The sequence below is a fragment of the Serratia sp. AR11 genome (genome assembly GCF_056376275.1).
In genome coordinates this window covers 3,919,530-3,946,239 of sequence record NZ_CM150739.1, presented here as the reverse complement: position 1 = coordinate 3,946,239, position 26,710 = coordinate 3,919,530, and the positions used below count along the sequence as shown (strand labels likewise).

Below are 26,710 nucleotides of genomic sequence, written 5' to 3'. Positions count from 1 at the left end.
TTACTGCGCCCGTTTTGCCTGCTGCAACCACTTGTCCAGCTCATTGGCGAACTGCTGGCGATCGCGCTGGTTCAGCGTATTCGGGCCGCCGGTCTGGATGCCGCTGGAGCGCAGGGTGTCCATAAAGTCACGCATGTTCAGGCGCTCACGAATGGTGTCCGGGGTGTAGCGTTCACCGCGTGGGTTCAGCGCCACTGCCCCTTTTTCTATCACTTCCGCTGCCAGTGGGATATCGGCGGTGATCACCAGATCGCCTTTCTCACAGCGGCGCACGATTTCGTTATCCGCCACGTCAAAACCGGCCGCCACCTGCAGGGTGTGGATGTGTTTTGACGGTGGCGTTCTCAGCGGCTGGTTCGCCACCAGCGTCACCGACATTGCGGTACGCTCCGCCGCCCGAAACAGCACTTCTTTAATTACGTTGGGACAGGCGTCCGCATCAACCCAAATCTGCATCATTCCGGCTCCTTCAGCCAATCGCGTACCGGCAGGAAATCACGGTACAGCGCCGCTTCCGGGCTGTCTTCCGCCGGTTGATAATTGTATTCCCAACGCACCAGCGGCGGCATCGACATCAGGATGGATTCGGTGCGGCCACCGGTTTGCAGGCCGAACAGCGTGCCCCGGTCCCAGACCAAATTGAATTCCACGTAGCGGCCGCGACGATACAGTTGGAACTGGCGCTCGTGATCGCCCCAGCTCAGCGTTTTGCGTTTCTCTACGATCGGCAGATAGGCCTCGAGGAAGCCTTTGCCCACCGCCTGGGTAAACGCGAAGCAGGTGGCGAAGTCCGGGGTGTTCAGGTCATCAAAGAACAGGCCGCCGATGCCGCGTGCTTCGTTACGGTGTTTGATAAAGAAATAGTCGTCGCACCACTTTTTGTATTTGGGATAGACCTGCTCACCGAAGGGCGCACACAGCCGTTCGGCGGTGCGGTGCCAGTGAACGGCATCTTCTTCAAAGCCATAAAACGGCGTCAGGTCAAAGCCGCCGCCAAACCACCACACCGGCTCTTCGCCCGGCTTTTCAGCAATGAAAAAACGCACGTTGGCGTGGCTGGTCGGAATATAAGGGCTGCGCGGATGGATCACCAGCGACACGCCCATCGCCTGGAAACTGCGTCCGGCCAGTTCGGGGCGATGCGCGGTAGCGGAAGCGGGCAGGGTAGCGCCGGAGACGTGTGAGAAGTTGACGCCCGCCTGTTCGAACACCGCACCCTCGGTCAACACCCGGCTGCGGCCACCGCCGCCTTCTTCACGCGTCCAGCGGTCTTCGTTGAAAACGGCGCTGCCGTCGGCCTGGGCCAACTGCGTGCAGATGCGGTCTTGCAGCGCCAGCAGGAAGGATTTTACTTCTGCGATGGTCGATAAACTCATACGGGATAATTCACAGCGTCTGACTGAACAAGGCGCAGAGTATACCTTTATTCACCGCGGCTGGCAGTATCAGCCGGGTTTTCGTTGGTGTGAATCGTAATAGCTGAAGAAACTGATCACCCCGTCGGCAATGGCGCGGGCGATTTTCTCGCGGAATGCGGTGGTGCCCAGCAGGCGCTCTTCTGCCGGGTTGGTAATGAACGAGGTTTCGACCAGCACCGACGGGATAGACGGGGATTTCAGCACCGCAAATGCCGCCTGTTCCGTACTGTTGCTGTGCAGGTGGTGTACCGGCCGGATTTGGCCGAGCACGTGGCGGCCGAGCGTCAGGCTGTTGTTGATGGTATCGGTCTGCACCAGATCAAACAGCACCTGTTGCAGATAGTTGTCCTGGTTTTTGTACTTGCCACCGGCCACATCATCGGCGGCGTTTTCACGGTTGGACAGGTAACGTGCCATGGCGCTACTGGCCCCGCGATTGGACAGGGCAAACACCGAAGCGCCTGAGGCTTCCGGGCTGGTAAAACCGTCGGCGTGAATCGAGATAAACAGATCGGCCTGATGCTGGTGGGCAATCTCCACCCGTTGGAACAGCGGGATAAATTCGTCTTCTTCCCGTGTCAGACGGACTTCGACGTGTTCCTGTTCGTGCAGGATGCGGCGGACGTGGTTGGCAATCTCCAACACGACGTGCTTTTCCTGTGAGCCTTCACTGCCAACCGCGCCGGAGTCGATACCGCCATGGCCAGGGTCGATCATCACCAGCCTTTTGCTGCCGGAGGGTTTAGGCGCTGGTTTAGCGGTCGGTTTGGGATGTTGGTTGCGCAGCATGCCACCGGACTCGGCTTCGGCGCTTTGGCTTTTGCTGCCGAGCAGCACCAACGCCAGGCCGGAGAGCAGTAATTGACGTCGCGTGGGGGAAACGGAGAGCGGCTTAAAATTGAGGAATTGTTTAACCTGCTTTTTCATAACGCTACGCTCCGTCGACAAATTCTATTTTGCGACGTTATATCGTATTGATAATCATTAATCGACCTGATAACTATGTCCATTTATTACGCGGGTAACCGATCATTTCTGGATAATTGCTGGGGTAAATCGCAGTTTGATATTGCGTAAGTGAATAATCACGCGATAATCAGATAAACATCTTAATTAACAGCGGCGAACATCGATGGAAATTCGCGTATTTCGGCAAGACGACTTTGAAGAAGTCATTACTCTGTGGGAGCGCTGCGATCTGCTGCGCCCGTGGAACGATCCTGAGATGGATATCGAGCGCAAACTGAATCACGATCCGGGCCTGTTTCTGGTCGCCGAAGTGGGCGGCGAAGTCGTAGGGTCGGTGATGGGCGGTTACGATGGCCATCGCGGTTCGGCGTATTACCTGGGGGTACACCCGGATTATCGCGGGCGCGGTATTGCCAATGCGTTAATTAACCGTCTGGAGAAGAAACTGATCGCGCGTGGGTGTCCGAAGATCCAGCTGGTGGTACGTGAAGACAACGACACGGTGATCGAGATGTATGAAAAACTCGGTTACGAGATCCAGAACGTGACCAACCTGGGTAAACGGCTGATTGAAGATCAGGAGTATTGAGTCGTCATTCGGGCGGTGAGGCTTCACCGCCCGTTGCTGCGTGTTAAGGCAGTTTTTTGATGTTCTTCACATCCACTTCCACACTGCTCCAGTCTTTATCCACTTTCCCTTCCAACTGCACTTTATCTTTCGGGGTGATGGTCTGGCCGTTCCAGCGTTTTCTGTCGATCTCCACCGTCAGGGTGCCGCTGGCGTCACGGAAGGTATAGGTGTCGTCGCCGACGCGCTGCTCAATGTTGCCCTGCAGCATCACCCAGGTGTCATCACTCATCGACTTCACCTTGTCTACCGTGGTCAGCGCCGCGCTGGGGCCGGAGAAGCCGCCCTGTTGGGTATTTTGCGTTTGTGTCTGCGGCGCGGCAGGGTCGAGGAACCCGCCTTGCTGTGCCAGAACCGGTGCGCTGCACAGAGCGATTAATGCGGCCAGGGTATATTTTTTCATCTTAAGCTTCCTTATCTCAATCGCGAATTAAAGCCCTGCCAATCAGGACTGCTGGTTTGATGGGGTTAAGTAAAGCATGAAAATCTTAAGGGGTTCTTAAGCGAGTACATTGAAAACAATAAATCTGGCTCCCATTTGAAGGAGTAAGAATAATGAAATTGGCAAGGAATCGACGTTGAAGCCACTCCCACACCGTTTTTCCCCCGACGATTACGATCATCACGGTGCGCTGCGTTTGCCGCTGTGGTTTTGGGGCGTGCTGGTTTTACAGGCCCGGACCTGGATTTTGTTCGTGATGGCCGGTGCTTCGCGCCAGCAGGGTGAAGGGCTGCTGCAGCTGTTTTACCCTGACACCCAAAGATTCTGGTACGGCATCATGCTGGGGTTGCCGGCGGCGTTGGCATTTCTGTTGGCTCCACGGCGTCACCAATGGCCACGATTGTGGCGTGCCTGGCGTTGGGTGCTTTGTCTCTCGCTACTGGCGGCACTGGGCGGTTCGCTGTTCAGCCTGTGGCAGCAGGCCGACAATCAGCCACCGCTGGATGCTGTCCTGATACTGCTTGATGCGCTGGCCCTGGCCTATCTGTTGCTGAACCAGCGGCTGAAAGCCTGCTTTACCGTACAGAACGAAGCGGGGTAATTGCCGCCTGCGGCGGCACTTTTCCTATTTTCTGCACTCCAAGCTCGCAACCGATGGCGAAGCGTGGGCAGTTGTGAGAGGCTGGCACGCAGCAAAACGCCGGGCCCATGCCTTTGATGTTAAGGAGCTAGAGATGAATATTCGCCCACTATTGTTAGGGCTCCCGCTGTTACTGACCGGCTGTTCGACGATGTCGAACTTCTCCTGGTCGAGCCTGTCGCCGCTTAACTGGTTTGGCAGCAGCCTTGAGGTCAGCGCCAAGGGCGTTGGCGATTTGAACGCCGGCACCCCGATGTCGGAAAGCGCCATCAACGACGGGTTGAAAGGCGATTACCGCCTGCGCGGCGGCATGGCCACCAGCCAGGGCCAGATAGTTTCTTACTATCAGGCGATGGACGGCAATGACGTGAAACTGGTGATCACCGGTGAGCCCAAGGGCCACGTGCAGCGTGTGGACGTGATGGACAGCAAGGTGGCGACCGAGTGGGGCAGCAAACTTGGCACGCCGTTCAGCGACCTGTACAGCAAGGCGTTCGGTGCCTGTAAACCGGCCACCGGTGACGATGCCGGCAAGGTGGAATGTGTGGCGGAACAGAGCAAGTACGTGACTTACATTTTCAACGGCAAGTGGGCCGGCCCGCAGGACATCATCCCACCGGATGACACGTTGAAAAGCTGGACGGTCAGCAAGATCATCTGGCACGCCAAACCTCAGTAAACCCTTCTTTTGGGGCGTCCGATCTGCGGCGCCCCAGCTTCCTTCATCTTGACGGATATCCTTATTTTCTTTGCGTTCGGGCAAGGCAAATACCCCTGCTTGCGGTATGATGCTGCGCATTCGTAACAGGCTACTGTTACCCGATTCTGCTATTGAGGATAACGACAATGACACAGGTTCAGAGCGGCATTTTGCTGGAACACTGCCGTTTCGCCATTTTTATGGAAGCCACGGTACAGGGCGAATTTGCCGAACTTCGTCAGGGCTGCAAGCAGTTTTGCCAGACGTTGACCGAGCTGCAACAGCAGTTCCCCGATGCGCATTTGGGCGCGGTGGTTGCCTTTGGCTATGACGTTTGGCATGACCTGTCCAGCGGTCAGGGCGCCAAAGAGCTGAAGCCATTCACCCCGCTCGGCAAAGGGCTGGCACCGGCCACCCAGCGCGACCTGCTGATCCATATTCAATCCCTGCGTCATGATGTTAACTTCACGCTGGCCCAGGCCGCGCTGGCGGCGTTCGGCAACGCCATCAAAATTGAAGAAGAAACCCATGGTTTCCGCTGGGTGGAAGAGCGTGACCTGAGCGGCTTTATCGACGGCACGGAAAACCCGCAGGGCGACCAACGTCCGGAAGTGGCGGTGATTGCCGAAGGCGAAGAAGACGCAGGCGGCAGCTACGTGCTGGTGCAGCGTTACGAACACAACCTGCGTCAGTGGCAGCGTTTCACCACTGAACAGCAGGAGCAGATTATCGGACGTACCAAACATGACAGCGAAGAACTGCCGCCGGAGCAACGCCCGGACACCTCGCACGTCAGCCGCGTTGATCTGAAAGAAGACGGCAAGGGGCTGAAGATCCTGCGCCAAAGCCTGCCTTATGGCACCGCCAGCGGCAAGCACGGGCTGTATTTCATCGCCTACTGCGCGCGTCTGCATAACATCGAAAAGCAACTGCTGAGCATGTTCGGCGATCTGGACGGCAAACGCGACGCGATGCTGCGTTTCAGCCGTGCGGTGACCGGCAGTTATTACTTTGCGCCATCACTGACGCGCCTGCTGTCGCTGTAACACCTCTACCGGGGCTGGCTACGTCGGCTCCGGTTTTACTTCCCCCCTCTGCCATGCCGCTCCGCTCCTGCCTTATAGCGTTTGATGCTTGAAAATCACTAAACGGTATATAAAAGCGTTACAGCTCCGCACCTAGTTATAAATACACTGGTCAACATCAGGGCGAAAGCCCGACGGATTGACTCAGTGATAAGGTGCACAATGAAACAAACGCGGGTTAAAAATATCGTATTGAAAGGATGCTTGGCGGCGGCGCTGTTAGCCAGCGGCCCGCTGTCGGCAACCGAATTGCTGAACAGCTCCTATGACGTTTCCCGTGAATTGTTTACCGCGCTGAACCCAGGTTTTGAGCAGCAATGGAACCAACAGCACCCTGGCGACAAACTGACTATCAAACAGTCCCACGCCGGCTCCTCCAAGCAGGCGCTGGCGATCCTGCAGGGCTTGCGCGCCGACGTAGTGACCTACAACCAGGTGACCGACGTGCAGATCCTGCACGATCGCGGCCAACTGATCCCGGCTGACTGGCAGACCCGTTTACCGAACAACAGCTCTCCTTTCTATTCCACCATGGCTTTCCTGGTGCGTAAGGACAATCCAAAGGGCATTCATAACTGGAATGATTTGGTACGTGACGACGTGAAGCTGGTGTTCCCGAACCCGAAAACCTCCGGTAATGGCCGTTATACCTATCTGGCCGCCTGGGGCGCTGCCAATCAGGCGGATGGCAATGATCAGGCCAAAACCCGCGCCTTTATGACCCGTTTCCTGAAAAACGTTCTGGTGTTTGACACCGGCGGCCGCGGCGCGACCACTACCTTCGTCGAGCGTGGCCTGGGCGACGTGCTGATCAGTTTTGAGTCGGAAGTGAACAATATTCGCAAGCAGTATGGCGAAGACAAATACGAGGTGATCGTGCCGCCGGTCGATATTCTGGCGGAGTTCCCGGTGGCCTGGGTCGATAAAAATGTGGCAAGAAACGGCACCGAACAGGCGGCCAAAGACTATCTGAATTATCTCTACAGCCCGGCAGCACAGCAGGTGATCACCAGCTACTACTATCGCGTTTACGACAAACAGGCGATGGCCGCGGCCAAAGGTCAGTTCCCGGATACCAAGCTGTTCCGGGTGGAAGATCAGTTTGGTGGCTGGCCGCAGGTGATGAAAACGCATTTCTCCACCGGTGGCGAGTTGGATCAGCTGTTAGCCGCAGGGCATAAGTAATGTTGTCGTTGACCAGCAAGCGGGTTTTACCTGGGTTTGGCCTCAGCCTGGGGAGCAGCCTGTTTTATACCTGCCTGATCCTGCTGTTGCCGCTCAGCGCGTTGGTGATGCAGTTGGCGCAGATGAGCCTGGCGCAGTATTGGGAAGTGATTTCCAATCCGCAGGTGGTGGCGGCTTATAAGGTCACGCTGCTGGCGGCGGGCGTTGCCAGCCTGTTTAACGCGGTGTTCGGCATGCTGATGGCCTGGATCCTGACCCGCTATCGTTTTCCCGGTCGCACGCTGCTGGACGGTCTGATCGATCTGCCGTTTGCCCTGCCGACCGCGGTAGCCGGCCTGACGCTGGCGGGACTGTTTTCCACCACCGGTTGGTATGGCCAATGGCTGGCGCATTTTGACATCAAGGTGACGTTTACCTGGCTCGGCATTGCCGTGGCGATGGCCTTTACCAGCCTGCCGTTCGTGGTGCGCACCGTACAGCCGGTGCTGGAAGAACTGGGGCCGGAATATGAAGAGGCGGCAGAAACCCTGGGCGCGACTCGCTGGCAGAGTTTTCGTCGCGTGGTGATCCCTGAGCTGGCCCCGGCGCTGTTGGCCGGCACGGCAATCTCCTTTACCCGCAGCCTGGGCGAGTTTGGCGCGGTGATCTTTATCGCTGGTAACATCGCCTGGAAGACGGAAGTGACCTCGCTGATGATTTTTGTTCGTTTGCAGGAATTTGATTATCCGGCGGCCAGCGCGATTGCTTCGGTGATCCTGGCGGCCTCGCTGCTGTTGCTGTTCAGCATTAACGTTCTGCAGAGCCGCTTTGGCCGACGCATCGGGGGGCACTGATGGCGGATATCTCTGAGTTTAACGGTGTTGAACGCCCGCGCATCAACTGGGGCAAGTGGACGCTGATCGGTATCGGCGTGCTGTTTTCGGTACTGCTGCTGGTGGTGCCGATCATTTCGATTTTCGCCGAGGCCTTTTCCAAAGGTATTGGTGCGATGTGGGGCAACCTGGTCGATCACGACATGTTGCACGCTATCTGGCTGACGGTGTTGATCGCCTTGATTACCGTGCCGTTCAACCTGATTTTCGGCACGCTGTTGGCCTGGCTGGTGACGCGTTTTACCTTTCCGGGGCGTCAGCTGTTACTGACGTTGATCGACATCCCGTTCGCCGTTTCGCCGGTGGTAGCGGGGCTGATTTACCTGTTGTTCTACGGCAGCAATGGCCTGCTGGGCGGTTGGCTGGATGCGCATAATATCCAGCTGATGTTCTCCTGGCCGGGCATGGTACTGGTGACCATTTTCGTGACCTGTCCGTTCGTGGTACGTGAGCTGGTGCCGATGATGCTCAGCCAGGGCAGTCAGGAAGACGAGGCCGCCATTTTGCTGGGCGCTTCTGGTTGGCAGATGTTCCGCCGGGTGACATTGCCAAACATTCGCTGGGCACTGTTGTACGGCGTGGTCTTGACCAACGCGCGCGCCATCGGTGAGTTCGGCGCGGTATCGGTAGTGTCCGGTTCTATTCGCGGCGAGACTTTCAGCTTGCCGCTGCAGGTTGAGTTGTTGCAACAGGATTACAACACGGTCGGTTCCTTTACCGCCGCCGGTTTGCTGACCCTGATGGCGATAGTGACCCTATTTTTGAAGAGTGGCCTGCAATGGCGTCTGGAACGTCAGAATGCACGTCTCGAGCGGGAGGAAAATCATGAGCATTGAGATTAACGGTATCAATAAGTTTTTCGGTCGTACCAAGGTATTGAACGATATCTCGCTCGACATTGCCTCCGGTGAGATGGTGGCACTGCTGGGGCCGTCCGGCTCCGGTAAAACCACTCTGCTGCGTATTATCGCCGGGCTGGAAAGCCAGAGCGGCGGCAAGCTGGGTTTCCACGGCACCGACGTCAGCCACGTGCATGCCCGCGATCGTCGAGTGGGCTTCGTGTTCCAGCATTACGCGCTGTTCCGCCATATGACGGTGTTCGATAATATCGCCTTTGGCCTGAGCGTGCTGCCGCGCCGTGAGCGCCCGAATGCCGCGGCGATCAAACAAAAAGTGACTCAGTTGCTGGAAATGGTGCAGTTGGCCCATTTGGCTAACCGTTATCCGTCACAGCTTTCCGGTGGTCAGAAGCAGCGCGTGGCCCTGGCGCGTGCACTGGCGGTCGAACCGCAAATTCTGCTGCTGGATGAACCCTTCGGCGCGCTGGATGCGCAGGTGCGTAAAGAACTGCGCCGTTGGCTGCGTCAGCTGCATGAAGAACTGAAATTTACCAGCGTGTTTGTCACCCACGATCAGGAAGAGGCAATGGAAGTCGCCGATCGTATCGTGGTGATGAGCCAGGGCAATATTGAGCAGGTCGGTTCGCCGGAAGAGATTGTACGTGAACCGGCCAGCCGCTTCGTGCTGGAATTTATGGGCGAAGTGAACCGCCTGAGCGGCGAGATCCGCGGTTCGCAGCTGTTCGTCGGTGCGCACCAGTGGCCGCTGTCGTTCCAGCCAATGCACCAGGGCCGCGTGGACTTGTTCCTGCGCCCGTGGGAAATGGAAGTCGGTACCGAGAGCAGCGACCGCTGCCCGCTGCCGGTGCAGGTGCTGGAAGTCAGCCCACGCGGCCATTTCTGGCAGATGACCGTGCAGCCGATTGGCTGGCATCAGGAACCTATCAGCGTGGTGCTGCCGGAGGGTAACGAACCGCCGGTACGAGGTGGCCGCTACTACGTTGGCAGCCTGAATGCGCGCCTGTACGCCGGTGACCAACTGCTACAACCTGTTGCGTTAGCTAAAAGCGCCTGATAATTTAGGCTGTTTCCCGCAATAGTTCGTGGTGCCGTCGCAGACCCAAAAGCCCGTAATCAAGGCGAAGGGGGCAGGGCATAGCGGGCCTACGTTCAAGCCCGACAACGCAGAGTACGGGCTTTTGGGGCGCGACCCGAAGGGCTGGGGCCATTTGAACGCGCACCTGTGTTACGAGCCGCTTATTTGGCCCACCAAACCTCACGACTCGCGCCTTGCTGCGCGCTCAAATGACCGCCAGCGGCGCTCACGAACTATTGCGGGACACAGCCTTATAGTCCCCAACAGCATTTTAAAGGCAACCCTGGGGTTGCCTTTAAGTTTGATGGCAAAGTTGTCTTTGAATCCGAGATACCCGGGCCTAGCGCACCGAGGGGCGCTCCGGCGGGCAAGCCGCTACGACCCCTTCGGCACGCTCTCCCTAATAACGGGCTTTGTCAGTAGTCTGAAAGGTAACCCCGGGGTTGCCTTTTTACTTTTCGCACTTCAACACAGGCAAAGATCGTGACAACGCTTGAACAATGCATCGGTAATACCCCGCTGGTAAAATTACAACGACTGGCTGCAGGCTTGGGCAGCGAGGTTTGGCTCAAACTGGAAGGCAATAACCCGGCGGGTTCGGTAAAGGATCGCGCCGCGCTGGCGATGATCCAGCAGGCGGAGCTGCGCGGTGAGATAAAGCCCGGCGATCGGTTGATCGAGGCCACCAGCGGCAACACCGGCATTGCACTGGCGATGATAGCGGCGCTCAAGGGCTATTCGATGACCCTGCTGATGCCGGAGAACATGAGCCTGGAACGTCAGGCGGCGATGCGTGCCTATGGCGCAGAGTTGATCCTGGTCAGCCGCGAAGTGGGGATGGAAGGCGCACGCGATCTGGCGCTGGAAATGCAAAATCAGGGACAGGGCAAGGTGCTGGATCAGTTCAATAATCTGGACAACCCTTACGCCCACTTCACCACCACCGGTCCGGAAATCTGGCAGCAGAGCCATCAACGGGTGACCCATTTCGTTTCAAGTATGGGCACCACCGGCACCATTACCGGAGTGGGAGGCTACCTGAAGAGCCAAAACCCGCAGGTGCAGATTATCGGCCTGCAGCCGGCAGAAGGCAGCAGTATTCCCGGTATTCGCCGCTGGGCACCGGCTTATATGCCGGGGATCTTCCGGCCGGACCTGGTGGATCGGGTGCTGGACATTGAGCAAACCGACGCTGAACAGACCATGCGTCAGTTGGCGCAGCGGGAAGGTATATTCTGCGGCGTCAGCTCCGGCGGGGCAGTAGCCGGTGCGCTACAGATTGCGGCGGCCAATCCGGGCAGCGTGATCGTGGCTATCATCTGCGATCGCGGCGATCGTTATCTCTCCACCGGTGTTTTTGCTTAAGGGTTATCCCCTTTCCAACGCCTGTATCAGATCCATCCCGGCGGCGCGTTTCGCCGGGAAGAAATCAAAATCCCCCAATATCTCTTCTATAACGCGCCGTCGGCCGGGCTGTGGTTAACTGGCGTTCAGGAATATGTAAGGATTGAGTAAAACCGGCTGCGAAGCAGACAAATAGGCGTGAAAATGGCGAAAATCCGCGAAGGAGCAAGGCATGAAAATTTTATTGGTCGATGATGACCTCGAACTCGGCACCATGCTGAGCGAATACCTGACCGGCGAAGGCTTTAACGCCACGCTGGTGCTGACCGGCAAGGCCGGGGTGGAAGGCGCGCTGTCAGGTGATTACACCGCAATGATCCTCGACATCATGCTGCCGGACATGAGCGGCATCGACGTGCTGCGCGACGTGCGCAAGAAGAGCCACATGCCGATCATCATGCTGACGGCCAAGGGCGATAACATCGATCGGGTCATCGGTCTGGAAATGGGCGCCGACGACTATATGCCCAAGCCGTGCTATCCCCGCGAACTGGTGGCGCGCCTGCGTGCGGTACTGCGCCGCTTCGACGAGCGTCCGGATGAGGTGGACGATGAGATTGCGATTAATTTCGGTGAACTGACCCTTAACCCATCGACCCGCAGCAGCGAATGGCGCGGCAAGGCGTTTGATCTGACCGCTTCCGAATTCAACCTGTTGGAGTTACTGCTGCGCGCGCCGGAGCGGGTGGTATCAAAAGACGAGCTGTCAGAAAAAGGTTTAGGCCGCCCACGAGAAGCCTATGACCGCAGCGTCGACGTGCATATCAGCAATATCCGCCAGAAGCTGGGGGCGTTGACGGACAACGCGCTCAGCATTGAGACGGTGCGCAGCATCGGCTATCGCATCCGATAATGCCTATGCGTGGAAGACTGTTCTGGAAAATCCTGCTCGGCTTCTGGCTGACCTTTATCATCATGACCCAGGCGTTGTGGGTCGCTTTTTCCTTGTATGGCGATCGCTACGAGCCACCGGAAAGTTCGATGGCCCGACGGGTGATTGGGCTGCAGCTGACGTCGGCCGCCACGCAGCTGCGCAGCGGAGGGATGCCGGCGTTGGACGCGATGCTGAAAGACTGGTCGGATGATGACCGGCGCTTGCTTTCCGTGACCCCGCTGGCTCAGCCACCGGCACCGGTAACTGAGGAGCCGGCGTTTGAAGGCCGTCGGATGCCGAAAGCAATTACCACATGGGTGGCAGGTGAGGGCGGCAAGGGCTATTTACTGAGTTATGACATGCGCAGCCTGCGGGACGAGTATCGCCCCAAAAAACGCTCGCATTTTTTCAATATTCCCGAGCCAATGATTTGGGTGGGCGGGTTAGCCGGGCTGTTGTTCAGTGCGGTACTGGCCTGGAACCTGACCCGGCCGATGCGCAAACTGCGTGATGGTTTTGATCGTGTGGCACAGGGCGACTTGTCGGTGCGCCTGTTCCCGGCGATGCGTCGGCGGCATGACGAGCTTTCTGAGGTGGCGCGTGACTTTGACAGCATGGCGGAAAGGCTGGAACTGTTGGTCAGCGCCCGTGAGCAGTTGCTGCATGACGTTTCGCACGAACTGCGTTCGCCGCTGGCCCGCTTGCAATTAGCGATTGGCCTGGCGCGGCAGAATGCGGGTAACGTAGAGAATTCGCTGCAGCGCATTGAGCACGAAGCGGGGCGGCTGGATAAAATGATCGGCGAACTGTTGGCGCTGTCGCGTGCCGAGAGCAACAGCCTGCCGGATGAAGAGTATTTTGACCTGTACGGGCTGGTGGATGCGGTGGTGAGCGATGCGCGCTACGAAGCACAGATACCCGGCGTAGACATCGTGCTGCAGGCCAGCTCGGACGTGGATTACACCGTCAAGGGCAATGCCGAACTGATGCGGCGTGCGGTGGATAATATCGTGCGTAATGCGTTGCGCTTCTCCAGCCACGGGCAGCGGGTGACGGTGGTGCTGACGCGTATCGAGCAGTTGTTCCAGATTGAGGTCAGCGATCAGGGGCCGGGTGTGGAAGAGTCAAAAATTTCCAGCATTTTTGATCCGTTCGTCAGGGTGAAATCGGCAATGTCAGGCAAGGGCTACGGGCTGGGCCTGGCGATCACCCGCAAGGTGGTCCTGGCGCACGGTGGTCAGGTTGAGGCGCGTAACGGCGAACGGGAAGGGCTGGTGATTACCCTGCGAATTCCACGCTGGAGTTAATTGCCGTTGCGATTGGCTTGAATGACAGACATAAAAAAACGGCGCCGAGGGCGCCGTTCTTGCGTTCATCCGCTCTTACTTCTTGATGCGGATGATCGGGGTCTCACCAACGGTGACGTTACCGGTCAGTTTGATCAGTTCTTTGATCTCGTCCATGTTGGAGATAACCACCGGCGTCAGGATAGACTTGGCTTTCTCTTCCAGCAGGGCCAGATTGAACTCGATAACCACATCACCTTTCTTGACGCGTTGGCCTTCTTCAGCGATGCGTTTGAAGCCTTCGCCTTTGAGTTCAACGGTGTCGATACCGAAGTGGACAAACAGCTCGATGCCGCTGTCGGATTCGATAGAGAAAGCATGGTTGGTTTCGAAAATTTTACCGATGGTGCCGTCAACCGGAGCAACCATTTTGTTGCCCGTTGGTTTGATGGCAATACCGTCGCCAACGATTTTTTCAGCGAATACTACGTCAGGTACATCTTCGATATTAACGATTTCGCCAGAAAGTGGAGCTACGATCTCGATAGTGCCCGTGTCTTTCTTGTCATCAGAAACCAGAGATTTCAATTTATCGAACAAACCCATGATCTTCTCCTAAGCATTAAATTGGGCGGCGTTCCAGTGTCGTGGAAGTTTAGCAGAGCGTCTTTTCTTCGATGAATTTATTCACGCAATTCATCAGATCTTGCGCCGTTGGCTGTGCCAAGGCTTGCGCTGCCAACGCCTTCACATCTTCGAAATTAGTATTACGTATAATTTTCTTGATGCGCGGGATTGAAATCGCACTCATGCTGAACTCATCCAGCCCCATGCCCAATAACAACAGTGTAGCACGCTCATCGCCAGCCAGTTCACCGCACATACCGGTCCACTTGCCTTCTGCATGAGATGCATCAATAACCTGTTTGATCAGGCCAAGCACTGATGGGGACATCGGGTTATAGAGATGAGAAATCAGCTCGTTGCCGCGATCTACCGCCAGAGTATACTGGGTTAGATCGTTTGTCCCAATACTAAAGAAGTCGACTTCTTTCGCCAGGTGATGAGCAATCACCGCCGCGGCCGGTGTTTCCACCATCACGCCCACTTCAATTGTTTCGTCAAACGCCTTGGCTTCTTCACGCAATTGCGCTTTCAGCGTCTCGATTTCGCCTTTCAGATCGCGAACTTCTTCTACCGAAATGATCATCGGGAACATGATACGCAATTTGCCGAACGCGGAGGCGCGCAGGATGGCACGCAGCTGGGCGTGCAGGATTTCTCTGCGATCCATGGCGATACGGATGGCGCGCCAGCCGAGGAACGGGTTCTCTTCTTTCGGCAGGTTCATGTACGGCAGGTCTTTGTCGCCGCCGATGTCCATGGTGCGTACGATCACTGCCTGTGAGCCCACGGCTTCCGCAACGGCTTTATAGGCCTGGAACTGCTCGTCTTCGGTCGGCAGTGAGTCGCGGTCCATGAACAGGAATTCGGTACGATACAGGCCGACACCTTCAGCGCCGTTGCGCTCTGCACCTGCGACGTCGCGCACGGTGCCGATGTTGGCACAGACTTCAACCTGATGCCCGTCCAGCGTAATCGCCGGCAGGTCTTTCAGCTTGGCCAGGTCGTTTTTCTCGGTCACGTACTGGTTCTGTTCGGCTTTCAACTGATCGATAACGTCAGCGGTTGGGTTAACGTAAATTTTATTGTTAACCGCGTCCAGAATCAGGTAGTCGTCGTTCTTCACCTGCTTGGTCACGTCGCTGGTGCCCACGATTGCCGGCAATTCCAGGGAGCGCGCCATGATGGAGGTGTGTGAAGTACGGCCGCCGAGATCGGTGATGAAGCCCAGAACCTTGTCCAGGTTCAACTGCGCGGTCTCAGACGGGGTCAAATCGGTAGCAACCAGGATCACTTCGTCCTGAATTGAGCTCAGATCGACGATAGCCAGGCCCAGAATGTTCTGCAGCAGGCGTTTACCGATGTCACGCACGTCGGCCGCACGCTCTTTCAGGTACTCATCGTCGAGTTCTTCCAGCGCTTTCGCCTGGCCTTCGATGATGGTGTAGGCAGCCGCGTCCGCAGAAGCCAGATCGTCTTTGATTAGGGCTATGATTTCCTGCTCAAGCTCTTCGTCTTCCAACAGCATGATGTGACCTTCGAAGATAGCTTCTTTCTCTTCGCCGAAGGTTTCGCCAGCTTTGGTCTTGATCGCTTCCAACTGCTCGGACGCTTTGGCGCGGCCGGCAAGGAAACGTGAGACTTCCTGCTCTACAGCGTCTGCAGAGATTTTCTTCCGGTTGATGACAATTTCATCTTCTTTCAGTAGGAGAGCCTTACCAAAAGCGATACCCGGTGATACTAAAATGCCTGAAATCATAACCCTACCTTACTCTTGACTGGTGTTAACTAAGAAGACGGGCCGATTACTCAAGCTCTGCCATCAGTTTTACCAAGTGTTCAACGGCTTTCTGCTCGTCTTCACCTTCAGCGGAGATGGTCACTACGGTCCCTTGAGTCAGCCCCAGAGTTTGCAGTTTGAACAGGCTTTTGGCGCTGGCGCTTTTACCGTTAGAGGTCACGGTGATGTCAGACGTGAAGCCTTTGGCTTCTTTCACGAACTGAGCGGCAGGGCGAGTGTGCAGACCATTCGGAGCGGTAATAGTAACTTCTTGCTGGAACATTGATGTTTCCCCAACTTATTGGTGTGTTGTGGAGCTAAAGTTTAGCCCAAGGGTATGACTTTAGCTTGTCTGGTTAGCGCCTGACTATGGTACAGGGGCGAGCATTGATGCAACAGAAAACGACGAGTTTGGCACTTCAGATCAAAAAAACCGGCTTCTTCCGTCGTTTAAATCCGCTCTCCATTATGCCGTGTTTACCGCATCCGCGACAAACGAGTAAATCGATTCAGCCTAAACAACGAATGGAGGGTGATTAATTTCGCGCATCGAAATAATGCACCGTTAAATACTAAAGCTGGCGGGTAAAATCAATCTTCGACTGCTATAAACTTTGATCCAGTCCACAAAAAAGCACCCCGTAAGGTGCTTTTTTAGCGATTAGTGCGCGGCTGGCACTACTGTTGCAATTCTTGTTCGGTGAACAAATCGGCGAACAAGGCGGTGCTCAAATAGCGCTCGCCGGAGGAAGGTAATATCACCACGATGGTTTTGTCGGCGAACTCTGGTTCTTCAGCCAGTTTCACCGCTGCGGCTACGGCGGCCCCGGAGGAAATGCCTGCTAGAATCCCTTCTTCGTCCATCAGGCGGCGTGCCATGCTGATGGCTTCGTCGTTGGTGATTTGCTCGACGCGATCAACCAGGTCGAGATCCAGGTTGCCAGGGATAAAACCTGCGCCGATGCCCTGAATCTTGTGCGGGCCCGGTTTGATTTCTTCACCATTCAGCGCCTGGGTGATTACCGGTGAGTCGGTAGGTTCGACCGCCACGGTGGTAATTGCCTTGCCTTTGGTGTTTTTGATATAGCGGCTGACACCGGTCAGCGTACCGCCGGTACCGACGCCAGAGATGAAAACGTCAACTTCGCCATCGGTATCTTCCCAGATTTCCGGGCCGGTGGTTTGTTCGTGGATCGCCGGGTTGGCCGGGTTGCTGAATTGCTGCAGGATGAGGTAGCGGTTGGGATCGGTGGCGACAATTTCTTCCGCCTTGGCGATCGCGCCTTTCATGCCTTTAGCGCCTTCGGTCAGCACCAGGTTGGCGCCCAGCGCCTTGAGCAGTTTGCGGCGTTCGATGCTCATGGTTTCCGGCATGGTCAGCGTCAGCTTATAGCCGCGTGCGGCGGCGACGAACGCCAGTGCGATACCGGTGTTGCCGCTGGTTGGCTCCACCAGTTCTTTGCCGGCGACCAGGACGCCGCGTTTTTCTGCGTCCCAAATCATATTGGCACCGATGCGGCACTTGACGCTAAAGCTCGGGTTGCGTGATTCAACCTTGGCCAGAATGCGTCCGTTGCCGATACGGTTCAGACGAACCAGCGGCGTATGGCCGATCGTTAATGAGTTGTCTTCATATATCTTGCTCATAGCCCGTCCTTTAACTCTATGAAAAATGTGGGGAACGTCGAAAGCATACGCTAACAGTACCGGCAGGGAAGTAAAGAATTGGTATATCTATATGTTATTAGGAAATAAGTTTTAAGCACAAGGATAAGGGCGCAAATTGCGCGCCCTGTCGAAGAATTAATCGTAATGTGGCCGATAAAACGGCTCAGGAACGAACGAATTGTGGGCGGTAACGATCAACCCACATCGCCGTGGCACCGCAAACCGCGACCGGCAGGATCACCAGATTGAGGATCGGGATCATGGTGAACAGGCTGACCATAGCGCCAAACTGCAGATTGTCGGTCTTATGCTGGCGCAGTGCGCGGCGCATATCGGCGAAGCTTACCTTGTGGTTATCGAACGGATAGTCGCAATACTGGATGGCCAACATCCAGGCGCTGAACAGGAACCACAACACCGGTGCCACCGTCTGGCCAATGCCCGGAATGAAATAGAGTATCAGCAGCAGTAGCGCGCGCGGCAGGTAGTAGGCCAACTTGCGCCATTCACGCGCCATAATGCGCGGCAAATCTTTCACAATGCCAAAGATACCGGTGTCCGGCAGCGGCTTGCCGGTCAGGCTGCCCTCGAGGTGTTCGGCCAGCAGGCCGCAGAAGGGGGCGGCAATCAGGTTGGTAATGGTGCTGAACAGATAGCTGAACACCAGCAGTACGGAAATGACCGCCAGTGGCCACAGCAAATAGCTAAGCCACTGCAGCCAGGTGGGCACATGGCTCATCATGCTGGGGATCCAGTCGCCGAGCTGGCTGAACAGCCACCAGAAGGCGGACCCCATCAGCAGTACGTTGACCAGTAACGGCAATACGACATAGCGTTTAATCCCCGGGCGCGAAATCAGGCGCCAGCCTTCGGCAAAATAATGCAGGCCGTTGGTGGAGTGAGAAGGTGACTGCGTATAGGACATATCTTAAGTTATCTCTTTGTCTGAACAGGCTTAGCTATCATATCGGGATGATTTTCTACTGGCTAGGGTGACATTGGCTGAAAAAACAGCAAAAAAAGGCAGTATAATCATCTTTATTGGCATAAAGTTCAGCACGGACTTGCACTTGTGTGCTCGGGCAAATAGAGTTAAAGAGTGAATGTTTGCCGCGGTGGCAATGTATTGGAACAACAGAGATAGCAATGATGCAGGATTTGCGTCTGATATTAATCGTTGTTGGCGCGATCGCCATAATAGCGTTGTTATTGCACGGTCTTTGGACCAGTCGTAAGGAACGCTCATCGCTTTTTCGCGATCGCCCAGCCAAACGTTCCAAAAAGGAACGTGAACAATCCCCGATCGACGAACTCGATGAAGGTGTGGGGGAGGTGCGTGTACGCTCCGCTCACCCGGAAGACGAGCCGTCCTTTGGTCATTTTGATGCCGCTCGCGAAGAACCCGTGGTTGCGCCCAAGCCCGCTCCGGCGGCTGAGCCAGCACCGCGTGCCGTTCAACCGGCTGCCCATCAGACTCCGCCACCGCTGTCTCAGCGGCCGGATTATGATGACATCCTGTTGGACAACTACGCGCAGGAAGAAGACGACGAGCCGCAGCAGCCTGCGCCGCGCCGTGAACCGCGCGTTGACGATCTCCCGCCTGTGGCACCTGCAGCGGAGCCGGCGTTCCATGCCGAACCTGCTCATCAGCCGCAGCCGGAAGTGAAACCAGCGGTGGCGCACGAGCCTCAGCCTGCTCCAGCTGCCATCAAACAGGCAAAACTGAAAGAAACCGTACTGGTGCTGCACGTTACCGCACATCAGGGTGGCGTGATCGGCGGCGAAATTCTGCTGCAGAGCGTGCTGCAGGCGGGCTTCCAGTTTGGTGAAATGGGTATCTTCCATCGTCATATCAGCCCTGCGGGCAGCGGTCCTGTGCTGTTCAGCCTGGCGAATATGGTTAAGCCAGGGTCCTTTGATCCTGAGATGATGTCCGATTTCTCTACGCCGGGCGTATCGATGTTCATGATGGTGCCGTCTTATGGCGACGCTAATCAGAACTTCAAGCTGATGCTGCAGTCGGCACAGCGAATCGCGGACGACGTGGGCGGTGTGGTGCTGGACGATGAGCGCCGCATGATGACCCCGCAGAAGCTGGAAACCTACAAAGCGCGCCTTCGTGAAGTGTTGGAAAACAACGCCTGACCGACGGCCACGCGCACTGAACATCCGTAACAACAAAGCCCCCGCCTGCCGGGGGTTTTTTATCTTTGATGGTGAGCCATGGAATCGATAATCCAACAAATCAATCAACTACGAACCTCACTGCGCCATCACGAATATCAATACCATGTGCTGGACGCGCCGGAAGTACCGGATGCGGAATACGACCGCCTGATGGGGGAACTGCGTGCCCTGGAAAGCGCACATCCGGAGCTGATCACCGCCGATTCTCCGACCCAGCGCGTGGGTGCCGCCCCGCTGGCGGCGTTCGATCAGGTACGTCATGAAGTGCCGATGTTGTCACTGGACAACGTTTTCGACGAAGAAAGCTTCCTGGCATTCTACAAACGAGTGCAGGATCGCCTGAAGAGCAGCGATCCGCTGACCTTCTGCTGCGAGCTGAAGCTGGACGGTCTGGCGGTCAGCCTGCTGTACGAAGATGGCGAACTGGTTCGCGCGGCAACCCGTGGCGACGGCACCACCGGTGAAAACATTACCTCTAACGTGCGCACCATCCGCGCCATTCCACTGCGACTGACCGGTGACAATATCCCACGCCGGCTGGAAGTGCGCGGCGAAGTGTTTATGCCGCAGGCCGGTTTCGAGCAGATGAACGAAGAGGCGCGTCGCAAGGACGGCAAGATCTTCGCCAATCCGCGTAACGCCGCCGCCGGTTCGATTCGTCAGCTCGACCCGCGTATTACCGCCAAACGCCCACTGACCTTTTTCTGTTATGGCGTTGGCCTGCTGGAAGGCGGCGAATTGCCTCGCAGCCACTGGCAGCGCCTGATGCAGTTCAAAGACTGGGGGTTACCGGTCAGCGATCGCGCCAAACGTTGTACCGGCAGCGACGAAGTGCTGGCGTTCTACCGCCAGGTGGAGCAGGACCGCACGCAACTCGGATTTGATATCGACGGCGTGGTAGTAAAAATTGACGATATCGACCTGCAGGAAACGCTGGGCTTTGTGGCGCGAGCGCCACGCTGGGCGACGGCATTCAAATTCCCGGCGCAGGAACAGATTACCCAGGTGCGCGAGGTGGAGTTCCAGGTTGGCCGTACCGGTGCGATTACGCCGGTGGCAAGACTGGAGCCCGTGCTGGTTGCCGGGGTGATCGTCAGCAACGCCACGTTGCATAACGCCGATGAAATTGAACGTTTGGGCCTGCGCATCGGTGATACGGTGATTGTGCGCCGTGCCGGCGACGTGATCCCGCAGGTGGTGGGGGTGATAGCCGAACGTCGTCCAGCGGACGCGCGTGAAATTTTGTTCCCGCAGCATTGTCCGGTATGCGGTTCCGACGTTGAGAGAGTGGAAGGCGAAGCGGTGGCACGTTGCACCGGCGGGCTGATCTGCGCTGCACAACGCAAAGAAGCGCTGAAGCACTTTGTTTCCCGTCGGGCGTTGGACGTCGACGGCATGGGGGACAAAATCATCGAGCAGTTGGTGGAAAAAGAGTACGTGAAGAATCCGGCCGATCTGTTCCGTCTGTCCGCCGGCATTCTGACCGGGCTGGATCGCATGGGGCCGAAATCGGCGCAGAATCTGGTCAACGCGCTGGAAAAATCCAAGCAGACCACCTTTGCCCGTTTCCTGTATGCGCTTGGCATCCGTGAAGTCGGCGAAGCCACAGCGGCCAATCTGGCTGCACACTTCGGTACGCTGGAAAAACTGTTAGCCGCCGATATCGAGGCGTTGAAAGAAGTGCCGGAGGTCGGTGAAATCGTGGCGAAGCACACGCGTCATTTCCTTGACGAAGAGCTCAACCAACAGGTGATCCAGGAACTGGTCAGCGACGAAATCGGTATTAACTGGCCGGCCCCGGTGGTGATAGTAGCGGAAGAGATCGACAGCCCGTTTGCCGGAAAAACCGTGGTGCTGACCGGCTCGTTGAGCCAGCTATCACGTGACGAGGCCAAAGATCGTCTGACGGCGCTGGGCGCCAAGGTCAGTGGCAGCGTATCGAAGAAAACCGATCTGGTGATTGCAGGTGAAGCCGCCGGTTCCAAACTGGTGAAGGCCCAGGAACTGGGCATTGAGGTCATTGACGAAGCGGAAATGATCCGCCTGCTGGGGGCCTGATGGAAAAAGAGAATCTGTTGGAAATTGCCAATACGGTAATGCCATTCGGCAAGTATCAGGGGCGGGTGCTGATTGACCTGCCCGAAGAATACCTGCTGTGGTTTGCCCGTAAGGGGGAGTTTCCCCAGGGCAAGCTTGGTATGCTGATGGAAATGACGTTGGCGATTAAAATTGAAGGGCTAGACCACCTGGTCAAGCCGCTGAAGAAAAATTGAGTTGCCGGGTGCGGTATCCGCCGCACCCATTTTCCTATCCCCGCGCGGTTTCCACGTTGGGCGCCGCCTGTTGTTCCTGCTGTTTTTTCTGATAGCGTCGTGCCAATACCGCGCAGGTCATCAGTTGCACCTGATGAAACACCATCAGCGGTAGTACCATAATTCCCACGGTTGAGGCCGGAAACAGGATATTGGCCATCGGGATACCGTTCGCCAGGCTTTTCTTCGAACCGCAGAACACGATGGTGATTTCGTCGGCTTTGCTAAAGCCCAGCCAGCGAGCCATATAAGTGTTCACCACCAGCACAATAGTCAAAAGCACCAGGCTGCCCACCACAATAAATACCAGCGAACCGATGCCGACCTGATGCCAGATGCCATGCGTCACCGCTTCGCTAAAGGCGGCATACACCACCAGCAGAATTGAGGTCTGGTCGGTCTTGCCGATCAGCTTGCGGTTGCGTTCAATCCATTTGCCGATCAACGGTCGTGACAGATGACCGGCGACAAACGGCACCAGCAGTTGCAGCACGATGGAGCCTACCTGTTGCAGGCTGCCAGTTTCCCCGTGCACATTCATCAACAGCCCCACCAGCAGTGGCGAGACGAAAATCCCCAGTAGGCTTGAAGCCGAAGCGCTGCACACCGCAGCGGCCACGTTGCCGCCCGCCAGCGAAGTAAAGGCGATGGCCGACTGCACGGTGGCGGGCAGAATGCACAGGTAGATAAAGCCGGAATAGAGTTCGGGGCTGACGTTGACCGGCGACCACCATTTAAACAGCACGCCAAGCGTCGGGAAAATAATAAAGGTGCTGAACATCACCCACAGGTGCAGCCGCCAGTTATTGCTGCCGGCCAGAATGGCTTCGCGCGACAGCTTGGCACCGTGCATAAAGAACAGCAGGGCGATGGCGGCGATGGTCAGCGCGTTCAGCCAGCCGACGAACTCGCCGCGCGCCGGCAGAAACGAAGCCAGCAGCACGGTGGCGATCAGCGTCAGGGTAAAGCGATCGGGCAAAAATCTCATGGCGGCGTACTCGAAGAAAAATCAATGCGCCCATTGTCGCGCGACCGGATATAATAATTAAATTGATTTATTTAATTAATATATGAATAAAAAACATGAATTACTCGATTAAGCAACTCAAAGTCTTTGTCGCTATTGCCCGGCACCGCAGTTTCAGCCGGGCCGGCGAGGCCATTGGCCTGACACAGTCGGCGGTCAGCCACAGCGTGAAAGAGCTGGAGGCGGAGGTCGGCGTTCGCCTGCTCGATCGCACCACCCGTGAAGTGCTGCTGACCGACGCCGGACAACGGCTGGCCAACCGGGTTGAACGTTTACTGGATGAGTTGCAGTCGTCATTGTTGGATGCGCGCAGTTTTGGCGTGCTACGCAGTGGTACGGTGCGGGTGGCATCGAGCCAGACCATCTCCGCGCACCTGATGCCGCAGTGCATTGCCGCCGGGGAAAAGCAGTATCCGGATATCCGCATCATGCTGCGTGACCAGGCGCAACAGCAGGTGCTGCACAGCATTCGCAACGCCGAGGTCGATTTTGGCATCGTGGTCGATCCGGTGCAGGCGTTGGATCTGGACTGTGAACCGATCCTGCACGAACCTTTCCTGTTGCTGTGCCGTAACGATCACCCGTTTGCCGAATTGCCAGAAGTGCACTGGTCGGCGCTGAACGGCAGCCGTTTGGTGTTGCAGGATTATGCTTCAGGTAGTCGGCCACTGATTGACAGCGCGCTGCGCCAACAAGGGGTGGAAGCGACGGTAGTGCAGGAGATTGGCCACCCGGCCACGCTGTTTCCTATGGTGGCGGCGGGTATCGGCATCAGTATTTTCCCGGCGCTGGCGTTACCCTTACCGGAGGGCGGCCAATTGAAGGTTCGCCGATTGGTGCCGGAAATCAACCGTGCGCTGATGCTGGTACGGCGTAAAAACCGCTCGCTGACACCGGCAGCAGAGGTCATCTGGCAGGTGGTGGGGCAGCAGGCGGCCTTGCTGCAACAGCAGCGTCAGCGGCAGGCAGATTACTGAGTCAAATATACACATCCACGGCGTTGTGCGCGGTAGCCTGTTTATTGAACAGCATTGACGGTCGGGTTAATCGGTGTACCATAACGAATATAAGCGATATCACGATATTCAGGCGGTAATATGGTCATTAAACAGCGGACACGTCACGAAGTACAAACGTCATTGAACATTCAGACGATTAGCGGGGCTGAGCTTCGCAAGCTTGAAACCAAATCAAATGCTGAGTATTTGGTGGTAGAGCTTGGCGATTTAACAGGACATATTCCGCATTTTGCTGACGCCATCAAAGCGGCGATGAAAGCGGCTATTACTTCCCTGGCGACGGCATTCTCTGGCTGTGCAGATGATACATCATCTTCTCTAACGCCCCGAAAAGCGGAGAATAGCACCGATAAAACAGCCAAATTAACAACAGTGGCGAAAGATAAAACGCCGACTGTTCAAGCAAGAACCCGCCAAGATGAAAAAACTGAACGTCAACGTCGTCATGCAGAACGCTTAGCGAAGCACAATGCCGCCATCATAGAAGATTCGGTGTGGTTAACTGCGCATGATTTGTCGCAAAAAACGGGTTTTACATCAGCAAATCCTAGCGCGGGCCCGCATCGTTGGAAATCATCAGGTAAAATTTTTGCCATTCAGTTGCAGGGGAAGGATTTTTATCCGGAATATGCTTTGGATGAAGGGTATCGCCCGCTGCCGATAATTAAAAAAATAATCCTGATGTTTGGTGAAAGGAAAACATCATGGGGGCTGGCCACCTGGTTTGGGGCTGACAATAGCTGGTTGGGTGGCCGTAAGCCCAAAGACATGTTGATCAGCGCGCCGGAACAGGTGTTGCTTGCGGCCAGAGAGGAAACGTTGAGGGGAACTCATGGATGACAGTAAGGGCGAAAATGACGTTGAACGTCGGATCCCGCCGCCAATTAGCGATCTGCAGGTAAACTTTTTTACCTGGCCGGCAGGACAACATATTTATCGCGTACATTCTATCTGCTATACCGCCATACAGTTCAATCCTGGAGCGCGGGGAAGTGCCAGATTTAGCCCTGTGTACGACAGCCTGAGGCGACGAGTTCCCACGATTTATGGTGGTGTCAGTACCGGAGTTGCGGTGATGGAAACCCTATTTCATGACCTCCCGGAACATACTGACGGGGTGGCTTATGATATGGGCAATCTTCAAGGGTTGGCACATTCGGTTATTGCGCCAAAAGTTGATTTAAATCTGGTCGATCTCAATCCTAAGACCATGAAAAAAATGGGCGTCAATAGAGCTCAGCTCCTGGACTCGACAGCCGATCAGTATATTTATACTCAGGAATATGCAACTGCGATTCATGCAGCCCACCCCGCAGCACATGGGTTGAAATGGTCATCCAAGCAGCATGGCGACAGTGCCTTAATGCTGTTTGGCGATCGGATTAAGGGGGAGCAGTTGGATGTCATCGTCGAATCTGAAGTGATTATTGATTCGGACACCGTGCTGGAAGTGATTGACGAGGAGGCGGATCAACTCGGTATTGTACTTATAAATGACGGTGATGAGCCTGATATGGCAGGCTCAATCAAGTGATTTATCAGTGCAAAAAGCCTGTCAAATATACACATCCACGGCGTTGTGCGCGGTGGGGCGGTTGATGCCATCGCCCTTGGTCGGCGCGATACTAGCGGCAGCTTTAGCCGTTTGCTCTGCCTGCTGTTTTTCCATCTCTTCTTTCTGAATGCGCGCGATCTCGGCCTGCAGCATTTTGATCTGCGCCTGAATCAGCTGTTTCTGTTTTTCAATTTCTTTGGGATCGGCGTCCGAGTCTTTCAGGTCTGCCAGTTTCTGTTGCAGCCCCTGGATTTGCTTGTTCAGCGCCTTGATACGCGCTGAAGCGCTGCTGTCGGCCACTTTCACTTGTTCGTTACCCTCAGCCTCCCTGGCCTCTTTCATCTTGCCGCCTTCCGGCTGCTGGTTGACCGGCTTGGCCATCAGCAACTGACCTTGGTTACCGGGTGCGCTAAAAACGTTGCTGATGCCGGGTACGGTGTTTTTCACCGGGACAATCATGGTAATGCTGGTCGACATAACACTCTCCCTGAGTTTGGATTTCGCTGCTCAGGGTATCGGCAGAATGGGGTAAAACTTTACCCGCGGATTTGCCGCAGGCGTGGCCAGCGCTGCAACCAGCCTTTGCTGGCCACCCGTAGTTCATAGGCGTCGAGGTCGCCATTTTTGGCATTGAAGGTGATGGTGTTTTCGAACAGCCCGTCGAGGCCAAAGGGAGCCACCAGCTGTAGGCTGTCATCCGCATTCAGCCGCACGCCTACCGCCGTTTCCAGCTCGGTCCAATAGCTGATGGCGTCTTCGCTGTTAAGGTAGGGCACCCGACCGCTGCGCAGGTGCATGCGCGCCTGATTTTTCACTGACCAGGGCTGCGGCAACCATTCTTGTAACCGTGCTTCCAGCATCTGGTCACGCTCTGCCTCCGGGCGCTGTGCGTCAAAATGGATCACGTCGATGTCGTTGAGCGGCGTTGGCATGGCGTAATCGTGCAGCCGATCCCATACCAGATTACGCACAAAGCCGGCACCCAGGCACCAGTCATTCAGACCGAGCCGACGGGCGGTGCGCAATATCGTCATCCTTTCACTATCTTGCTGTAACCATTGGATAATTTGTTGTTGCCGGGTCATTACCTCTCCTTTGTT

Annotated in this window: 29 protein-coding genes; 17 read left to right on the top strand and 12 right to left on the bottom strand. The window is 56.1% G+C overall.

Features of this window, described 5'->3' with window-relative positions; translation table 11 throughout:
- The 3 genes from ACSOSI_RS18575 to amiA form a co-directional block, all read right to left on the bottom strand.
- Complete coding sequence (locus ACSOSI_RS18575; protein ID WP_004947732.1) at positions 1 to 456, bottom strand: YaiI/YqxD family protein; 456 nt, start codon at positions 454 to 456, stop codon at positions 1 to 3.
- The gene (hemF, locus tag ACSOSI_RS18570; RefSeq protein WP_476705925.1) at positions 456 to 1,376 is read right to left on the bottom strand and encodes an oxygen-dependent coproporphyrinogen oxidase; all 921 of its coding nucleotides are present in this window, start codon (positions 1,374 to 1,376) and stop codon (positions 456 to 458) included. The genes ACSOSI_RS18575 and hemF overlap by 1 nt, the downstream gene beginning before the upstream one ends.
- Positions 1,377 to 1,445: 69 nt before the next feature.
- Positions 1,446 to 2,345: an N-acetylmuramoyl-L-alanine amidase AmiA gene (gene amiA, locus ACSOSI_RS18565; RefSeq protein ID WP_112362325.1), complete on the bottom strand. Its 900-nt coding sequence runs from the start codon at positions 2,343 to 2,345 to the stop codon at positions 1,446 to 1,448.
- Between the two features lie 205 nt (positions 2,346 to 2,550).
- Here amiA and ACSOSI_RS18560 point away from each other — a divergent pair, with 205 nt between their 5' ends.
- Positions 2,551 to 2,976, top strand: coding sequence for a GNAT family acetyltransferase (locus ACSOSI_RS18560; protein ID WP_012146174.1), 426 nt, complete (start codon positions 2,551 to 2,553; stop codon positions 2,974 to 2,976).
- A gap of 43 nt (positions 2,977 to 3,019) precedes the next feature.
- Here the strand turns inward: ACSOSI_RS18560 and ACSOSI_RS18555 are convergent, their stop codons facing one another.
- Positions 3,020 to 3,418 (bottom strand): YgiW/YdeI family stress tolerance OB fold protein, encoded by a 399-nt coding sequence (locus tag ACSOSI_RS18555; RefSeq protein ID WP_012146173.1) that lies wholly within the window; start codon positions 3,416 to 3,418, stop codon positions 3,020 to 3,022.
- Positions 3,419 to 3,593: 175 nt separating this feature from the next.
- On the opposite strand from ACSOSI_RS18555, the gene ACSOSI_RS18550 reads away from it, so the two are divergent.
- From ACSOSI_RS18550 to ACSOSI_RS18505, 10 genes are all read left to right on the top strand, one after another.
- Positions 3,594 to 4,058, top strand: coding sequence for a DUF2919 domain-containing protein (locus ACSOSI_RS18550; RefSeq protein ID WP_012146172.1), 465 nt, complete (start codon positions 3,594 to 3,596; stop codon positions 4,056 to 4,058).
- 133 nt (positions 4,059 to 4,191) lie between these two features.
- Positions 4,192 to 4,776 (top strand): RpoE-regulated lipoprotein, encoded by a 585-nt coding sequence (locus tag ACSOSI_RS18545; protein WP_153859522.1) that lies wholly within the window; start codon positions 4,192 to 4,194, stop codon positions 4,774 to 4,776.
- A 167-nt stretch (positions 4,777 to 4,943) separates the two neighbouring features.
- Positions 4,944 to 5,843, top strand: a complete 900-nt coding sequence (locus ACSOSI_RS18540; protein WP_012146170.1) for a Dyp-type peroxidase — start codon at positions 4,944 to 4,946, stop codon at positions 5,841 to 5,843.
- Between the two features lie 201 nt (positions 5,844 to 6,044).
- On the top strand, positions 6,045 to 7,067 hold the full coding sequence (locus tag ACSOSI_RS18535; RefSeq protein WP_261277629.1) for a sulfate ABC transporter substrate-binding protein: 1,023 nt from the start codon (positions 6,045 to 6,047) through the stop codon (positions 7,065 to 7,067).
- A complete protein-coding gene (gene cysT / locus ACSOSI_RS18530) occupies positions 7,067 to 7,900 on the top strand; it encodes a sulfate/thiosulfate ABC transporter permease CysT (protein WP_012146168.1) in 834 nt (277 codons plus the stop codon). Before ACSOSI_RS18535 ends, cysT begins: the two co-directional genes overlap by 1 nt.
- Positions 7,900 to 8,775: a sulfate/thiosulfate ABC transporter permease CysW gene (gene cysW / locus ACSOSI_RS18525; protein WP_476705924.1), complete on the top strand. Its 876-nt coding sequence runs from the start codon at positions 7,900 to 7,902 to the stop codon at positions 8,773 to 8,775. The genes cysT and cysW overlap by 1 nt, the downstream gene beginning before the upstream one ends.
- Entirely contained in the window at positions 8,765 to 9,853 is a 1,089-nt protein-coding gene (cysA, locus tag ACSOSI_RS18520) for a sulfate/thiosulfate ABC transporter ATP-binding protein CysA (protein ID WP_012146166.1), read from the top strand. Before cysW ends, cysA begins: the two co-directional genes overlap by 11 nt.
- A gap of 504 nt (positions 9,854 to 10,357) precedes the next feature.
- Entirely contained in the window at positions 10,358 to 11,239 is an 882-nt protein-coding gene (gene cysM, locus ACSOSI_RS18515) for a cysteine synthase CysM (RefSeq protein ID WP_261131531.1), read from the top strand.
- Positions 11,240 to 11,450: 211 nt separating this feature from the next.
- Positions 11,451 to 12,131, top strand: coding sequence for a response regulator transcription factor (locus ACSOSI_RS18510; protein ID WP_476705923.1), 681 nt, complete (start codon positions 11,451 to 11,453; stop codon positions 12,129 to 12,131).
- A gap of 5 nt (positions 12,132 to 12,136) precedes the next feature.
- Positions 12,137 to 13,459 (top strand): ATP-binding protein, encoded by a 1,323-nt coding sequence (locus ACSOSI_RS18505; RefSeq protein ID WP_112362337.1) that lies wholly within the window; start codon positions 12,137 to 12,139, stop codon positions 13,457 to 13,459.
- A 75-nt stretch (positions 13,460 to 13,534) separates the two neighbouring features.
- Here the strand turns inward: ACSOSI_RS18505 and crr are convergent, their stop codons facing one another.
- From crr to cysZ, 5 genes are all read right to left on the bottom strand, one after another.
- The gene (crr, locus tag ACSOSI_RS18500; protein WP_012146162.1) at positions 13,535 to 14,044 is read right to left on the bottom strand and encodes a PTS glucose transporter subunit IIA; all 510 of its coding nucleotides are present in this window, start codon (positions 14,042 to 14,044) and stop codon (positions 13,535 to 13,537) included.
- 49 nt (positions 14,045 to 14,093) lie between these two features.
- Positions 14,094 to 15,821, bottom strand: coding sequence for a phosphoenolpyruvate-protein phosphotransferase PtsI (ptsI, locus tag ACSOSI_RS18495; protein ID WP_476705922.1), 1,728 nt, complete (start codon positions 15,819 to 15,821; stop codon positions 14,094 to 14,096).
- A gap of 46 nt (positions 15,822 to 15,867) precedes the next feature.
- The gene (gene ptsH / locus ACSOSI_RS18490; protein ID WP_004936458.1) at positions 15,868 to 16,125 is read right to left on the bottom strand and encodes a phosphocarrier protein Hpr; all 258 of its coding nucleotides are present in this window, start codon (positions 16,123 to 16,125) and stop codon (positions 15,868 to 15,870) included.
- A 395-nt stretch (positions 16,126 to 16,520) separates the two neighbouring features.
- Positions 16,521 to 17,489 carry a cysteine synthase A gene (gene cysK, locus ACSOSI_RS18485; RefSeq protein WP_012146160.1) on the bottom strand — a complete coding sequence of 323 codons (969 nt, stop codon included), beginning with the start codon at positions 17,487 to 17,489 and terminating at the stop codon, positions 16,521 to 16,523.
- 184 nt (positions 17,490 to 17,673) lie between these two features.
- Positions 17,674 to 18,435, bottom strand: coding sequence for a sulfate transporter CysZ (gene cysZ, locus ACSOSI_RS18480; RefSeq protein WP_099063640.1), 762 nt, complete (start codon positions 18,433 to 18,435; stop codon positions 17,674 to 17,676).
- A 221-nt stretch (positions 18,436 to 18,656) separates the two neighbouring features.
- Here cysZ and zipA point away from each other — a divergent pair, with 221 nt between their 5' ends.
- The 3 genes from zipA (at position 18,657) to ACSOSI_RS18465 (ending at position 21,970) form a co-directional block, all read left to right on the top strand.
- On the top strand, positions 18,657 to 19,655 hold the full coding sequence (zipA, locus tag ACSOSI_RS18475; protein WP_476705921.1) for a cell division protein ZipA: 999 nt from the start codon (positions 18,657 to 18,659) through the stop codon (positions 19,653 to 19,655).
- A gap of 78 nt (positions 19,656 to 19,733) precedes the next feature.
- Positions 19,734 to 21,755, top strand: a complete 2,022-nt coding sequence (ligA, locus tag ACSOSI_RS18470) for an NAD-dependent DNA ligase LigA (RefSeq protein WP_115184114.1) — start codon at positions 19,734 to 19,736, stop codon at positions 21,753 to 21,755.
- Positions 21,755 to 21,970 (top strand): DUF3820 family protein, encoded by a 216-nt coding sequence (locus ACSOSI_RS18465; RefSeq protein WP_261277627.1) that lies wholly within the window; start codon positions 21,755 to 21,757, stop codon positions 21,968 to 21,970. Before ligA ends, ACSOSI_RS18465 begins: the two co-directional genes overlap by 1 nt.
- Positions 21,971 to 22,004: 34 nt before the next feature.
- Here the strand turns inward: ACSOSI_RS18465 and ACSOSI_RS18460 are convergent, their stop codons facing one another.
- Entirely contained in the window at positions 22,005 to 22,997 is a 993-nt protein-coding gene (locus ACSOSI_RS18460) for a bile acid:sodium symporter family protein (protein ID WP_115184115.1), read from the bottom strand.
- A 95-nt stretch (positions 22,998 to 23,092) separates the two neighbouring features.
- Between ACSOSI_RS18460 and ACSOSI_RS18455 the strand changes: the two genes are divergently transcribed.
- The 3 genes from ACSOSI_RS18455 (at position 23,093) to ACSOSI_RS18445 (ending at position 25,589) form a co-directional block, all read left to right on the top strand.
- Positions 23,093 to 24,013, top strand: a complete 921-nt coding sequence (locus tag ACSOSI_RS18455) for a LysR family transcriptional regulator (RefSeq protein WP_012146154.1) — start codon at positions 23,093 to 23,095, stop codon at positions 24,011 to 24,013.
- A 120-nt stretch (positions 24,014 to 24,133) separates the two neighbouring features.
- Complete coding sequence (locus ACSOSI_RS18450) at positions 24,134 to 24,895, top strand: hypothetical protein (RefSeq protein WP_017893580.1); 762 nt, start codon at positions 24,134 to 24,136, stop codon at positions 24,893 to 24,895.
- On the top strand, positions 24,888 to 25,589 hold the full coding sequence (locus ACSOSI_RS18445; protein ID WP_476705920.1) for an RES family NAD+ phosphorylase: 702 nt from the start codon (positions 24,888 to 24,890) through the stop codon (positions 25,587 to 25,589). The genes ACSOSI_RS18450 and ACSOSI_RS18445 overlap by 8 nt, the downstream gene beginning before the upstream one ends.
- Before the next feature lie 21 nt (positions 25,590 to 25,610).
- On the opposite strand, the gene ACSOSI_RS18440 is transcribed toward ACSOSI_RS18445, so the two are convergent.
- Together ACSOSI_RS18440 and ACSOSI_RS18435 are read right to left on the bottom strand one after the other, a co-directional pair.
- Positions 25,611 to 26,087 (bottom strand): FlxA-like family protein, encoded by a 477-nt coding sequence (locus ACSOSI_RS18440; protein WP_476705919.1) that lies wholly within the window; start codon positions 26,085 to 26,087, stop codon positions 25,611 to 25,613.
- A gap of 59 nt (positions 26,088 to 26,146) precedes the next feature.
- Positions 26,147 to 26,695 (bottom strand): nucleotidyltransferase family protein, encoded by a 549-nt coding sequence (locus ACSOSI_RS18435; RefSeq protein ID WP_476705918.1) that lies wholly within the window; start codon positions 26,693 to 26,695, stop codon positions 26,147 to 26,149.
- Between the last annotated feature and the right edge of the window lie 15 nt (positions 26,696 to 26,710).

Coding starts and splice junctions, on each gene's coding strand:
- ACSOSI_RS18575 (WP_004947732.1), bottom strand. CDS start 456: ATGCAGATTTGGGTTGATGCGGACGCCTGTCCCAACGTAATTAAAGAA.
- hemF (WP_476705925.1), bottom strand. CDS start 1,376: ATGAGTTTATCGACCATCGCAGAAGTAAAATCCTTCCTGCTGGCGCTG.
- amiA (WP_112362325.1), bottom strand. CDS start 2,345: ATGAAAAAGCAGGTTAAACAATTCCTCAATTTTAAGCCGCTCTCCGTT.
- ACSOSI_RS18560 (WP_012146174.1), top strand. CDS start 2,551: ATGGAAATTCGCGTATTTCGGCAAGACGACTTTGAAGAAGTCATTACT.
- ACSOSI_RS18555 (WP_012146173.1), bottom strand. CDS start 3,418: ATGAAAAAATATACCCTGGCCGCATTAATCGCTCTGTGCAGCGCACCG.
- ACSOSI_RS18545 (WP_153859522.1), top strand. CDS start 4,192: ATGAATATTCGCCCACTATTGTTAGGGCTCCCGCTGTTACTGACCGGC.
- ACSOSI_RS18540 (WP_012146170.1), top strand. CDS start 4,944: ATGACACAGGTTCAGAGCGGCATTTTGCTGGAACACTGCCGTTTCGCC.
- ACSOSI_RS18535 (WP_261277629.1), top strand. CDS start 6,045: ATGAAACAAACGCGGGTTAAAAATATCGTATTGAAAGGATGCTTGGCG.
- cysT (WP_012146168.1), top strand. CDS start 7,067: ATGTTGTCGTTGACCAGCAAGCGGGTTTTACCTGGGTTTGGCCTCAGC.
- cysW (WP_476705924.1), top strand. CDS start 7,900: ATGGCGGATATCTCTGAGTTTAACGGTGTTGAACGCCCGCGCATCAAC.
- cysA (WP_012146166.1), top strand. CDS start 8,765: ATGAGCATTGAGATTAACGGTATCAATAAGTTTTTCGGTCGTACCAAG.
- ACSOSI_RS18510 (WP_476705923.1), top strand. CDS start 11,451: ATGAAAATTTTATTGGTCGATGATGACCTCGAACTCGGCACCATGCTG.
- ACSOSI_RS18505 (WP_112362337.1), top strand. CDS start 12,137: ATGCGTGGAAGACTGTTCTGGAAAATCCTGCTCGGCTTCTGGCTGACC.
- crr (WP_012146162.1), bottom strand. CDS start 14,044: ATGGGTTTGTTCGATAAATTGAAATCTCTGGTTTCTGATGACAAGAAA.
- ptsI (WP_476705922.1), bottom strand. CDS start 15,821: ATGATTTCAGGCATTTTAGTATCACCGGGTATCGCTTTTGGTAAGGCT.
- ptsH (WP_004936458.1), bottom strand. CDS start 16,125: ATGTTCCAGCAAGAAGTTACTATTACCGCTCCGAATGGTCTGCACACT.
- cysK (WP_012146160.1), bottom strand. CDS start 17,489: ATGAGCAAGATATATGAAGACAACTCATTAACGATCGGCCATACGCCG.
- cysZ (WP_099063640.1), bottom strand. CDS start 18,435: ATGTCCTATACGCAGTCACCTTCTCACTCCACCAACGGCCTGCATTAT.
- zipA (WP_476705921.1), top strand. CDS start 18,657: ATGATGCAGGATTTGCGTCTGATATTAATCGTTGTTGGCGCGATCGCC.
- ligA (WP_115184114.1), top strand. CDS start 19,734: ATGGAATCGATAATCCAACAAATCAATCAACTACGAACCTCACTGCGC.
- ACSOSI_RS18465 (WP_261277627.1), top strand. CDS start 21,755: ATGGAAAAAGAGAATCTGTTGGAAATTGCCAATACGGTAATGCCATTC.
- ACSOSI_RS18460 (WP_115184115.1), bottom strand. CDS start 22,997: ATGAGATTTTTGCCCGATCGCTTTACCCTGACGCTGATCGCCACCGTG.
- ACSOSI_RS18455 (WP_012146154.1), top strand. CDS start 23,093: ATGAATTACTCGATTAAGCAACTCAAAGTCTTTGTCGCTATTGCCCGG.
- ACSOSI_RS18450 (WP_017893580.1), top strand. CDS start 24,134: ATGGTCATTAAACAGCGGACACGTCACGAAGTACAAACGTCATTGAAC.
- ACSOSI_RS18445 (WP_476705920.1), top strand. CDS start 24,888: ATGGATGACAGTAAGGGCGAAAATGACGTTGAACGTCGGATCCCGCCG.
- ACSOSI_RS18440 (WP_476705919.1), bottom strand. CDS start 26,087: ATGTCGACCAGCATTACCATGATTGTCCCGGTGAAAAACACCGTACCC.
- ACSOSI_RS18435 (WP_476705918.1), bottom strand. CDS start 26,695: ATGACCCGGCAACAACAAATTATCCAATGGTTACAGCAAGATAGTGAA.